This is a genomic window from Bacillus sp. FSL L8-0099 (genome assembly GCF_038006385.1).
Lineage (GTDB): Bacteria > Bacillota > Bacilli > Bacillales > Bacillaceae_G > Bacillus_A > Bacillus_A toyonensis.
This window is the reverse complement of sequence record NZ_JBBOVC010000001.1, coordinates 1,870,007-1,882,666: the sequence shown is the minus strand read 5'-3', so window position 1 is coordinate 1,882,666 and position 12,660 is coordinate 1,870,007. Positions and strand designations below refer to the sequence as shown.

Genomic DNA, 12,660 nt, shown 5'->3' with positions numbered 1-12,660 from the left:
TATATTTCACAATAATATTTTATACCGGCCAATCTATTTACCTATTTCGTAATTTCCCAACTTGTAAATTAATGTTTCACATAAAAGTATTCCATTCTAAAACGAGTAGATCTCTTCCTTTTAAAACTATACTAATAAAGGATTTTTAATACAATCTTTTCGTATAACTTTCTTCTAAAGAACGTGCAACATCTTCTTCTGAAGTATTCACTTTCGCATGCTCCAACAACATTTTTGCTGCTGAAGGTAACCCTTTTTTATTTAACCAAGATTCTGGATCCCACATCTTAGAACGAATAAAAGCTTTTGCACAATGAATGTAGCATTCTTCTATTTCAACAACAATTCCAAGTAACGGATTACGTCCATTCGCCTGCATCTCTTTCAAAATTTCTTCATCGTTTGTAATATATGCTTTACCGTTTATTCGGAGTGTTTCCCCAAGACCAGGAATAAGAAAGATTAACCCTACGTGCGAATTTGAAATAATATTTAAAATGGAGTCTATACGACGATTGCCCGGCCTTTCCGGAATGATAATTTTATTTTTATTCAATACATATACAAATCCAGGTGCATCCCCTCTTGGCGAAGCATCACACTCTCCTAATTTATTTGCAGTAGATAATACTAGAAAAGGAGATTTAGACAGAAAATCTACACAATGATGATCAAGTGATGAAATAACTTTTTTCAAAGCTCGCTCACTTGGTTGCCCCAATATTTGTCGTAATTCTTCCTCTGTTGAAATAATCGATTTTATTTCCTTACTTTCTATCCCCATTTACAACCACCCTTTTTTTCTTTATTTTCCCAAAATTCAATACAAATATTGTATAATAAAATTTGCAGAAAGGGGAATTAAAATGACAGAGTGGTTAACGATATTTGATTCTGAAAAAAATACACTTGGAAAGAAATTACGTGATGAAGTGCATCGTGACGGTGATTGGCACGAAACATTCCATTGCTGGTTTATAGAAAAAGATGATGAAGATATGTTCTTATATTTCCAATTACGCTCTAAAAATAAAAAAGAAGCTCCGGGTATATGGGATATTACTTCAGCTGGACATATTATGCATGATGAAGATGTACAAATTGGCGGCCTTCGTGAAATCGAAGAAGAATTGGGGCTTTCCTTTCAAACGACTGATTTAACATACAAAGGAATCTATAAAATAGATTATGAAATTTCAAATCTTACTGATCGTGAGTTTTGTCATATGTATTTTCACAACGTAATAAAGCCTCTTCCATTTGCACCAGGTGATGAAGTAGACGATGTGATGAAAGTACGTGCAACTGCTTTTCTACAACTATTAAAAAGAGAGATTTCATCTTTTTCGGCTATTTCTGTTTTAAACAATAAACCAATTACAATAACATTTGAAGATATTTATCCGTATGATCTTACATACTATGAATTTGTTATAGAGCAAGGAAAAGAATTCTTAAAAAATAATAGTTTATAAATAAAATAGGACTCCTAGCATAATATTGCGCAGAGTCCTATTTTTTTACTATTGTTCAAGTATCTTTAATCTATTCTCTACTTGTATAAATAAACGAATGATTAATAACAGCATAACCACCATAATCGCTATTATTGTATGTGGATATCTAAACAGTATACTAATAACACTTCCAATTAATATCATGATGAATCCGTTTTTCTTCATCACTTCTGCACTATACTTGTTACCTGCATCCCATAACTTCTTATTTTTCATAGACCGTTTCGTACGATAACCATATGCTGCGTTAATATCTGTCGGTGGATTTTTTTGAAGAATACGTGCGGCAAGTATAAATATAATACCGATCAACATGCTTATTCCTATGTTTACTAGTGCATACAACAATTATATCCACCCCCTAATTTATACCTTCATTATACTATATAATCATCCATGTTCCAATTATTAACATTTTCATTTTCTCTCTTTAGATGTCTGGAACATACTTGGAAGTGTTACAAAGCGTGCTCCTTTCGTTTTCAACTGTGGAATGATTTTGTCTAGCGCATCTACAGATCCTTGCAAATGTCCACCTGGAGTTGAATGCTGAAGTATGACACTACCTGGAAATGAATTCCCTAACACATTATTTGTAATTGTATCAGCACTTACCCCTTTCCAATCAACTGTATCGACACTCCACTGTACAATCATAAATTTTTGCTCTGTTGCCCACTTCAATTGATTTTCAAGTATTTCACCGTACGGCGGACGTATAAACTTCGGTGCATAACCAGCTAACCGATTTAATATTTCTTCCGTTTTTATAATTTGATTATGGTACTCAACCTCATTTACTTTCGCTAAATTTGGATGACTATACGTATGATTACCAATTACATGCCCTTCATTTGCAATACGCTTTACTACGTTCGGAAACTTTTCTGCATTTTCACCGAGCAAGAAAAAAGTAGCTTTCACATTATGTTGTTTTAACTTATCTAAAATTTTTGGCGTAAATACTAAATCTGGTCCATCATCAAATGTAAGAGCTACTTCCGCTTTATTGTATGGTCCTGAAAATGCATACGCATATTTTTCGACCCATGAAAATGGTGTCCATGATCCACGATCCGCTTCTTTCATTTGTGTTTCATAATTTTGAGGAACATGTAATGCGTATGGTAGCGCATTTACATAGTCTCCATAATAAAATGAATGATATGGCATATAAGCGTACGAAATATTACGTTCTAGCCCTAAAGGAAATGGAACGAACATTTCTGGTGAATAAAAATAATACATGATAAAAACCTCCCTAAAATTTCATATGTGTTTCATCTGTACTTTGTTAGAGAAATTCTGATTCCTGAACAAAAATAAGACTGTCCGTAATTAGGACAGTCTTACTGATTTATATACTTAATAAATTACTTTACTATCTTTCGGTAATTTTCTTACATGCTTTAAATAACTCGTCACTTTGTCATCATCATCTTGCGGATATTGATATTCATAAGTGTTAGCAATTTCGTTCGCAACTTTCCTAAATAAATCACCCATTATGAAAAATGAATCCCAAATATTTTCATACTCTGCATTTGAAAATGTCCTTTTAAACTGCTCCCAGACATTTTTTTCAACATATTGTTCGAAATACTTCCCAAACTTCCCAGCATTAGCTGTAAACTTTGTTTTCATACCAATATGCCACTCTAGCATTACAACCAACATATCTCGCATTGGGCCTTCAAGCATTCCTTTCGCATAAGAAAGCTCCTCGCGCCATAACCCTTTTCCTACATTTGTACTACACCACCAAAATTCATTACAGCAATCTAAAAACTCTTTTTCCGTAGGCTTTTTTACTAAGTAATCTTTATCGCTTGCTGGTGGGAATTCTCCCAGACAATTATCTTTATCAAGAAGCAGTTTACTTAAACTATCTTTTCCAACGAACTTTTTTATTAACTCAACTGGAACTAGTGTTAAATCAATCCGATTCCCATCCATGAACTTCATTAAATACGGAAACTTCCCGTCTTCATCTGCTGGAATTAATGACATTTCTTCCGGCATTTGTACAATCATTATTTCTCCAAATCTATGAATCCAATTATGATTAGATATAAAAGATTGTATATCATTCACAACATACATAATATCATAATCTTGAAAACAATCTTTTTTCACATTTGGATTTACACGCGATCCATTCATGATGACAGCTCGAATTCTTTCATCCTCTTTTGCTGTATTTATAATTAAGTCTAGCATTTCTTTTTCAGTTCTCATCTACTTATAGCCTCCAATTTTTTAATATATAATATAGCGTTATGTATACTGGAGGTCCACGAGCTAATCTCGTTATACACGATACATGTTATAATTTTTGAAACTTCTTTTTCATCCCTTTTTCCTCCTTACATCACTCTTTTACAACTGCCATCACAAACCCATCGTATCCCTTACTTCCTACAGTTTGAAGCGCTATAGCACTTACATGCGGCTCTGCAGCTATCAATTCATAGAAACGACGTATCCCTTCTGCTAGTATTGTCAATAACTTCTCCTTCACGTACTACGTTATCCCCAATAATTACGGTACCAGGGCGTGATAGTTTCAGTGCCCATTCAAAAATAAGTCGGATTATTTTGTTTATCAGCATCTATGAAAATAAAGTGAAACTTTAATCAGTGGGGGGTGTTCATCCCCACTGATTATTAGTTGAACCAATCGGGCGTTTACGGGCAGTTGATCTCCCACCTAACTTCTTTGCTCTAGCCTACCTTTGAGGTGGGAGTCTTACTACCCGTTAATGCGGGATAAAATCAAAAGGTTCATACTGCTCATTTTTTATTTGTTGTAAAGAATCTAACGCTAATCCTGTTCGTATTTCAATTTTATCATTCAAATTAGCACGTTCAATATTGCTACGTGCAATTTCTGCATGTTTTTCATTTGCTTCCAATGTAACAACTTGTCCTCCAGATGGTAAGCCCCTTGCAATCCATATCGTGCTATATCCGCCTAGAGTACCAATTTCCAAAATGTTTCGAGCTCCTTGAATTTGTACTAATAGTTGCAAAAACTTCCCTTGCGTTGGCGATACATCATGTGCCGGTAAATTAGCTGCAGCGTTTGCTTGAAGGACCCTTTCTAATGTAGAATCTTTCGGTATTAATACATCACTCATATATTGATCAACAGCCGACCATTTCTCAATTGTACTCATGTAAATACCATCCCTTTCAATTTTCCAATGCTTTCTACCATTCACTTTTAATTATACCGAAAATTCTGTCTCGAATACAAAAAATAAAGAAGGGACATCTATCCCATTACAGAATAGATATCCCTTCTTTGTTAATACATGTAGCCCTTACGGATTAGTAGACCAAAGTCCAGCAGATTTAATAAATGTACGTTTATTTAATTTCAGCTGAGCTACGATAAATTCTGCAATATCTTCTGCTTGCATTACTTTATCAGGATTTCCATCAGTTAACCCTAAATCTACAGCCATATCAGTTGCTACTGTACTTGGAGTTAAAGCCGTTACACGAATGTTATGTTTACGAACTTCCATCGCTAACGATTCTGTTAAGCCAAGAACACCAAATTTAGAAGCACTATATGCACTTGTTACAGGCGCGCCTTTTTGTCCTGCTGTAGATGAAATATTAATAATATCACCAGATTGTTGTTCAATCATGCTTGGTAAAGCGGCACGAGTTGCATAGTATACACCCATTAAGTTTACTTGAATGATTTTTTCCCAATCAGCAACGTCTAATTCTAAAAACTTACCAAATTTAGAAATACCAGCGTTATTAATTAAAATATCGATAGACCCTAAACCGTTTTTTAACGTTTCAATTGCAGTCGTTACCTCTTCATACGAAGATACATCAGCAGTCGCAATAACAGCTTTTACGCCTTCTGCTTCCACTTCTTTCGCTACAGCTTTTAAGTTTTCTTCTGAACGAGCTAAAAGACCTACATTTACGCCTTCTTTCGCTAATGCGATCGCTACAGCACGACCAATACCTCTACCTGCTCCTGTAATTAAAGCATTTTTACCTTGTAATAATTCTGCCAAGTATAACACTCCTTAATCTTCTCTGTTGTTTATCATATTAAAAGTGTATCTATGTTTATGTAAAAAGGCAATGATGCACTTTCATGTGCGTAGGTTACTTGTAGGTAACCATAGTAGCTATATATGCCTTTTTAAAGAAAAATAGTGTTAGAAATCTTTCCACCTAACACTACTTTTCTTCATATTTAGGAATACACACAATAAATTCTGTACCATTTCCTTCCTCACTCTCGACTTTTATTTCTCCTTCATGAAGATCAAGTACTTTTTTTACAATAGCTAAACCTAAGCCACTTCCTCCATAGGCACGATTTCGTGAAGAATCCGCTTTATAAAAACGCTCAAAAATATGTTGTTTCTGTTCTTCTGATATACCAATTCCTGAATCACAGATACGCACTTCCACTACTGTCTCATGTTCCTTTAACTGAATAGTGATCGTACCACCGCTTGGAGTAAATTTAATGCTATTATGAATTAAATTAATCCACACTTGACTCATACTTTCTTGGTCTGCAGTTACATGGACTTTCTCTAAATCAAGATCTAATTCAATTTCTTTTTCAGCCCAGAGTGGTTCACTATTTAATACAATTTGCTTTAACTGTTGATCTAATCGATAGCTCACTCTTTCTGGTGTATACTCTTCGGATTCTAAAAGAGTTAGCTTCAATAAGTTTTGACTTAGTTTAGATAATCTCGTTGTTTCAGTTTCAATAATGGTAAGATAATGCTTTCTTTTTTCCTCAGAAAGATTATCATCTTGTAGTGCTCTAGCAAATCCTTTTATAGAAGTTAATGGTGACTGTATTTCATGAGAAACATTTGATACAAACTCTTGTCTCATTTTCTCCATCGTATTCAGTTCATCTGTCATATCATTTATACTTTTTACGAGCACGCCAATTTCTCCATCATACTTTTCTTCATTTCGTATTTTTACGGAGAAGTCTCCTTTTGCAATTTTTTGTATCGGTTCAATAATAGTCCAAATCATTGCCTCTCGTTTTGGCCTCATTAATATTCCAATTAATGTCCAAATAAGAATAATAAATACAAAACCGACCATATCACTAATTAGAAAGGCAACAAACGGCGATACATTTACGTCAAAAGCATTCAATAAACTAGTTGCTACATAAAATGCGATAGACCAAATGATAGTAAGAAAAGTAAAGAGAGCTAATACCGCTCCAAATACTTTCAGCATCTTCAACTTACTCATTCGTTTTCTTTTTCTCATTTACTTACCTCTAAGCGATACCCTAAACCTCTTATTGTTTTAATACTAAATTTCGACTTCTCTTCTTGAAACTTCTCACGTAACCGATTAATATGAACGTCTAGTGTACGTTCATTCCCTTCAAAATCATATCCCCATATTTCTTCAATTAATTGCTCTCTCGAACAAGTTCTTCCCGCCTTAGATCCTAATGTAAAAAGTAACTCGAATTCTTTTAGCGGTAACGTAACCGTTTGTTCCCCCAGTGTCACTTCAAACGTTTTACGGTTTAACAGTACATTTCCAACTTGAATCGATTGCGATACTGTAATTTGGTAACGTTTCAGTAACGCCTTTACTCTCACTACTAATTCTATAGGATCAAATGGTTTTACGAGATAATCATCTGTCCCAAGGTGAAATCCTTTTACTTTTTGTGATGTTTCTCCTTTGGCAGTTAGCATCAGAACCGGGATATCATAGTATTTTCTTAATTCAAAACATACATCAAATCCATCCATATTTGGCATCATGATATCAAGAATAACCATATCGACTTTTACTTCGTCCATTTTCCTAAGTGCATCTATGCCATCAATTGCCTCATATGTTTGAAAGCCTTCCCGCTCTAAAAAAACAGAAACGAGTTCTCTAATATGTGGATCGTCGTCTACTATTAAAATTTTAGGTATCAAAGGAACCATTTCCTTTCTACTAAGCATCTTTTATATTTTTTTAAAATGAATAATCAGCGGAGTACAACCTCCACTGATTATTCATTTTATAATGCACCCTCTTTAATTTTCAATTGTTGCGTTGCAAACTCACGATACATGTCATGTGTACGTAATAATTCATCGTGCGTACCGCTTCCTGTAAGGTTCCCTTTTTCAATAAAGATAATTTTATCCGCATCTACAACCGTAGAAAGCCTATGTGCAATAACTAAAGTTGTTCTGCCTTTCATTAAGTTATTTAATGCCTTTTGAACGACAGACTCGGATTTACTATCTAGACTTGAAGTTGCTTCATCTAACATAAGAATTTGCGGATTTCGAAGTAATGCTCGGGCAATCGCAATTCGCTGTCTTTGTCCTCCAGAAAGCTTCACACCGCGCTCTCCAACTTCTGTTGCATATCCATTTGGTAAATCATGAATAAATGCATCAACATATGCCATAGCTGCTACTTTTTCAATTTCTGCATCCGTCACTTCGCCCTCAACACCGTAACAAATATTATCACGAATCGTTCCATCGATTAACGGACTATCTTGTGATACATAACCAATTTGACGTCGCCATGACTGCAATGAATAGCTCGTAATTGATTCTTTTCCTAATTTAATAGCACCACCAGTTGGCTCATAAAAACGTTCTAATAATGAAAATAAAGTTGTTTTTCCGCTACCACTTGGACCTACAATCGCTGTTACTTTTCCAGATTCAATTGTGAAATCAATATTGTTCAATACTTTCTCATCTTCGTTATACTCAAAATGTACATTTTCAAGAACTATCGACTGCTTAGCATTCGAAACCTTCACACCAGTTTCATGATCTTCTACTTCATATTCTAAAATCGCATTAATTCTTTCCGTTGCACCAATTGCCTTTTGGAATTGTGTAAAGAACATAGATAACTGGCTCATTGGCATAATAATTTGAACTAAATATAAAATAAATGCTACAAGTTCACCTGTTGTTAATGCACCACTAGAAACTCGCATTCCACCATAGCCTACGATAATAACAAGCAGTGCCATTAAAACAAACGACATAACTGGTGAAATTAATGCTTGCACTTTTCCTTCTTTTAAACCAAATTGCAATAACTTTTGTATCCCTGTATTACCTGTCTCATATTCTCTTTTTTCTGTATTTGAAGATTTCACTAAACGAATTTCTGATAACACCTGTGTTAACACACTTGTAAAAGATGCTGTTTCATCTTGAAGCGCTTTTGAAATCTTATACATTTTTCGTCCAAGAGGAACTAAAATTAATACAGACAACGGAATAACCGTTAAGAGTAAAGCTGTCATTTTCCAATCTAAAACAAATAATACAATTAATGATCCAACAATTGAAATACCGCCTGTTAATAAATTTGACAAGTGCTCAGAAATTAATGTTTTCACAACACCTGTATCATTTGTCATACGGCTAATCGTATCGCCTGTTCTATTTTGATCATAATAAGATACTGGTAAAACAAGCACCTTTTTCCACAAACGTTCTCTCAGTCCAGCTACAATCTTCTGCCCAATATAATTTAGTAAATAAATAGACAATCCTGCAGCAATGGTTTGCATGACAAAGAAGGCAACTAGCCCAACAATTTGTCCTGTACTAATTGACGAAAGCGAAAAATTATCTACTAATCCTTTTGTTAACATCGGAATAAATAAACTCGCTCCTGTAGAAAGCAAACTCATTAACAATGCAAAAACAAGAATCCCTTTCGGAGGATTTGTATCTCGAATAAGGCGTAAAAACTGCCTCCAACTTCCTTTTTTCTTCATTTCATTTCTAACTTCCATTCCTGTTCATCTCCTCGTGTTAAGCCAAACTGCTCTTTCTAAAACTAGAATACAGTACAAATGTAAACTGAATGTAAACACACTTTTTCTATTTTTACAAAATATACATAAAAACTCATCTTTACAACAGATATAAACATCTGATATTATTACCTGGTACTTAATATTATTGTATGTGAATTATAGATAACTAATTTAAAATACTATATAAATCTCCAGTTATTGAAAGGAGTATCCTTTTTGCAAACAAATATACATTCTGAAAAGGAAACAATCATTTTTATTCACGGCTTAGTTGGCAATCGTCGTGCCTTCAAAAAAGAGCATAAACGATTTTCTGCCTCCTACAACATTATAACTTATGACTTATTAGGTCACGGCGACGATAAAGGAGAAGCTATTGAATTTTCATTACAGCGCCTCGTAGATCAATTATTGAAATTATATGAAAAAGAAGGTATTACAGAGGCTCATATTTGCGCTTTAAGCTATGGCTGTTATATCTCCACTATTTTTGCACAAATGCACCCGGAAAAGGTATTAAGCATTTGTCATATTGGTGGACATTATAATAATCCATCCCTTTTATATAACGTATTTCAAAAATTTTGGGAGAAGCGAGGAGACGAATACTCTAAATGGCTCTCTCAATACGCAAATACTATTTTTCCAAGCGGCATATTAAAGGCGAATCCGTTCGCAGTCATTTCAAGAAATATTTACTACCGTTTCGGATTACAATTACATTCATCCATAATTGCCCAATCATTACGACACCGGTTAGAATTCGATTTAAAATCTAAATTAAAATCACTTCCCCACCCTATATTATGGGTAATGGGTGAACAAGATCATCTCTATAAATCTTGCCTATTTGATTTAAAATCTATTCTGCCAAACGTTCTATATAAGGAAATACCTTTAGCAGGACATGCTGCAAACTTATTTCGTCCTAACTATTTTCATGACTTATATGATCGATTTTTAAATGGAAAGTTAAAATAAAAACTACTAAACTTCCAATTTATTCAACTATAAAAAGGCTTCCCAAGTTTCCTTGGAAAGCCTTTTCTCTATACGAAAAGTATAAAATACTTTTTCTTAGTATGCTTTTGTGTAACCTAAAATGTGCTTGCTCCAGTAAGAGTTGCTTACAGAACTAATACGTACACCAGTTGCATCAGTTTCTGCACTAATGAACTGACCGTTTCCTAAGTAAACACCCATGTGAGAAGGACCTGATTTATAAGTATTTTGGAAGTATACTAAATCACCTGGTTGTGGATTACTAGTTTTTGTTTTAGAGCTCCAGTATCCAGCAACTGTTTGACGAGCGCCTTTATGACCAGTTTGATTTAATACGTAGTGAATGAATCCACTGCAGTCAAAACCAGCAGGTGTTGTACCAGCAGTTCTGTATGGTGAACCATTTAAAGATCTAGCGAATCCAGCGATTGAAGACGTATCTCCACCTGTAGGTGCTGTTGGTTTTTGTACTTGGTTAGAACCTTGGTTAGAACCTTGGTTAGAACCTTGGTTACCACCAGTCACTCCACCTTTTACAAACTTAACATAGTCTGCACTTACGTAACCTGTGCGGCCATTATGGTTAATCTTGTACCAACCATTTTCTGCGCCAGTAACGTTTAATACTTTACCGTTTGTTACCCCACCAATTACAGCATTGTATGTAGCTGGGCCTGTACGTACTTTTAAAGCACCAGTGTTAACAACATAAGAACCACCAGTTTGAACTGTAGTAGTATTGTTGTTGTTTGTAGTTGGTTTTTGTGTTTCGTTAGATACAGCAGAACCACCTTTTGTTACGAAGTCTTTGCTTACGTATCCAGTTCCACCGTTGAAGTTGATTTTAAACCAATCTTGTACTTCACCTACAACTTGTACTGTTTTCCCTTTATTTACAGAACCTAATACTGTATGAGAAGTACTTGGGCCTGTACGTACGTTAAGTGAAGAAACGTTTACTGTGTAAGTACCTGTTCCTTGTTGAACAGTTGTTCCTTTGTTACCACCAGTTGTTACGAAGTCACCACTTACATAACCTGTTTGGCCGTTTACACTTACTTTGAACCAACCGTTTTCTTGTCCAATTACTTGTAGTACTTGACCTTGTTTTACTTTAGAAATAACGTTATGTCCTGTACCAGCACCTGAACGAACATTTAATACATCAGCAGTTACTGTGTATTTTAATTCAGAAGTTGTTTCTACTTTTTTTGTTTCAGTTACAGTCGTTTGAGTTTGTGTTTGAGTTTGTCCATTAATTTCTTTTAGCGCTTCGTTCGAAACTTGTGCATGAGCAGAATCCATACCTGGAACTGCAACACCTGCTACTGAAGCTGCTGCTAAACCTGCAATTACTTTTTTCATAAGTTGTCTTTACTTCCTTTCCCTACTATCCTCTTAAAAAAACATATAAACTTAATACTTTACAATATTATCAAAGTAAAATATTCATCAAGTTCCATTTTTTAACAAGAGTTTTATTTTTCACACGTATTTCATTTTAAATGCATGAAGTGAATTCCGTGTGAACTTCATGTGAACTTTATCATTAAACATAGTAATTTTGCAACGATTTTCTTCAAATTTCTTATGTATCGCATGAAAATCCGACATTCCATTCATTATCTCAATATAGAATACTTATTTTCTATCCAATAAAAAAATTTATTAACGAATACAAAACAAACTATGTGTTTTCTTGATAAAATGAATTACATGAAGCGTACTCTTATCATGGCAAAAATTACTTAATTAATCAATAGTATAATATTTTCAGAAAACTAATTTCCTATACGATCTATGTTTTTTAAATAATTTGACGAATTGTAAGATTTAGTTCTCAAAACCTCATTCTATGTTAAAGAAAATACACACTCCATTGACTATTTATTTTTTACTAACTATGGAATTTTTGAAATATTTCCGTTATTATTTATATAATCATATAATATGAAACTCTTATCAACAAAGAGATGTGCAATAGGAATTTAAGGACTGCCGACTTCCACCATTCCAAATTGTAGTCTTACTAGTAATGAACAAGGAGGTGCATTTGTGAAAAACATAATAGACGATCACATAAACAAAAATATAGAATTATACTACGCCTCTATTCAGTTCGTTTCATTTATAACATTACAAAAAATATCAACTATTGAAACACGTAAAAAAGAATTGAAAAATCAGATGAAAAATTGCCAACAAAAAAATCCTTACTACTTATAAAGTGAAACTTTATAAGTAGTAAGAATTTTTTGCATCTCCCACTAATTATTATCCTTCACCAATCGGGCGTTTGCGGGCCGT

General features: G+C 34.1%; 12 protein-coding genes and 2 pseudogenes. 3 read left to right on the top strand and 11 right to left on the bottom strand.

From position 1 onward, the window contains the following. Positions 1-145 precede the first annotated feature (145 nt). Positions 146-784, bottom strand: a complete 639-nt coding sequence (locus tag MHH42_RS09695) for a pyridoxamine 5'-phosphate oxidase family protein (protein WP_000510747.1) — start codon at positions 782-784, stop codon at positions 146-148. Between the two features lie 82 nt (positions 785-866). On the opposite strand from MHH42_RS09695, the gene MHH42_RS09690 reads away from it, so the two are divergent. Then, a complete protein-coding gene (locus tag MHH42_RS09690) occupies positions 867-1,475 on the top strand; it encodes an NUDIX hydrolase (protein WP_000141367.1) in 609 nt (202 codons plus the stop codon). A gap of 48 nt (positions 1,476-1,523) precedes the next feature. Here the strand turns inward: MHH42_RS09690 and MHH42_RS09685 are convergent, their stop codons facing one another. The 9 genes and pseudogenes from MHH42_RS09685 to MHH42_RS09645 form a co-directional block, all read right to left on the bottom strand. After that, positions 1,524-1,865: an SdpI family protein gene (locus MHH42_RS09685; protein ID WP_000964938.1), complete on the bottom strand. Its 342-nt coding sequence runs from the start codon at positions 1,863-1,865 to the stop codon at positions 1,524-1,526. Positions 1,866-1,934: 69 nt separating this feature from the next. Then, entirely contained in the window at positions 1,935-2,765 is an 831-nt protein-coding gene (locus tag MHH42_RS09680) for a peptidoglycan-N-acetylglucosamine deacetylase (RefSeq protein ID WP_340893249.1), read from the bottom strand. Positions 2,766-2,882: 117 nt separating this feature from the next. Continuing rightward, positions 2,883-3,755 (bottom strand): aminoglycoside 6-adenylyltransferase, encoded by an 873-nt coding sequence (locus MHH42_RS09675; protein ID WP_340893246.1) that lies wholly within the window; start codon positions 3,753-3,755, stop codon positions 2,883-2,885. A 133-nt stretch (positions 3,756-3,888) separates the two neighbouring features. Then, positions 3,889-4,142 (bottom strand): annotated as a pseudogene (locus MHH42_RS09670) (O-methyltransferase); the annotation flags it as partial. 152 nt (positions 4,143-4,294) lie between these two features. After that, positions 4,295-4,696, bottom strand: a pseudogene (locus tag MHH42_RS09665) (O-methyltransferase); the annotation flags it as partial. A gap of 147 nt (positions 4,697-4,843) precedes the next feature. Continuing rightward, the gene (locus MHH42_RS09660; RefSeq protein ID WP_000818985.1) at positions 4,844-5,563 is read right to left on the bottom strand and encodes a 3-ketoacyl-ACP reductase; all 720 of its coding nucleotides are present in this window, start codon (positions 5,561-5,563) and stop codon (positions 4,844-4,846) included. 169 nt (positions 5,564-5,732) lie between these two features. Next, positions 5,733-6,806: an envelope stress sensor histidine kinase HitS gene (gene hitS / locus MHH42_RS09655; RefSeq protein ID WP_001231633.1), complete on the bottom strand. Its 1,074-nt coding sequence runs from the start codon at positions 6,804-6,806 to the stop codon at positions 5,733-5,735. Next, the gene (gene hitR, locus MHH42_RS09650) at positions 6,803-7,480 is read right to left on the bottom strand and encodes an envelope stress response regulator transcription factor HitR (RefSeq protein WP_000612405.1); all 678 of its coding nucleotides are present in this window, start codon (positions 7,478-7,480) and stop codon (positions 6,803-6,805) included. The genes hitS and hitR overlap by 4 nt, the downstream gene beginning before the upstream one ends. Positions 7,481-7,566: 86 nt before the next feature. Next, complete coding sequence (locus tag MHH42_RS09645) at positions 7,567-9,327, bottom strand: ABC transporter ATP-binding protein (protein WP_000453895.1); 1,761 nt, start codon at positions 9,325-9,327, stop codon at positions 7,567-7,569. Between the two features lie 240 nt (positions 9,328-9,567). Between MHH42_RS09645 and MHH42_RS09640 the strand changes: the two genes are divergently transcribed. Further along, positions 9,568-10,332, top strand: a complete 765-nt coding sequence (locus tag MHH42_RS09640) for an alpha/beta fold hydrolase (protein WP_001194291.1) — start codon at positions 9,568-9,570, stop codon at positions 10,330-10,332. A 96-nt stretch (positions 10,333-10,428) separates the two neighbouring features. Here the strand turns inward: MHH42_RS09640 and entFM are convergent, their stop codons facing one another. Beyond that, positions 10,429-11,718: an enterotoxin EntFM gene (gene entFM / locus MHH42_RS09635; protein ID WP_097926633.1), complete on the bottom strand. Its 1,290-nt coding sequence runs from the start codon at positions 11,716-11,718 to the stop codon at positions 10,429-10,431. A gap of 690 nt (positions 11,719-12,408) precedes the next feature. Here entFM and MHH42_RS09630 point away from each other — a divergent pair. Beyond that, positions 12,409-12,579: a hypothetical protein gene (locus MHH42_RS09630; protein WP_000789336.1), complete on the top strand. Its 171-nt coding sequence runs from the start codon at positions 12,409-12,411 to the stop codon at positions 12,577-12,579. Positions 12,580-12,660: the final 81 nt, after the last annotated feature.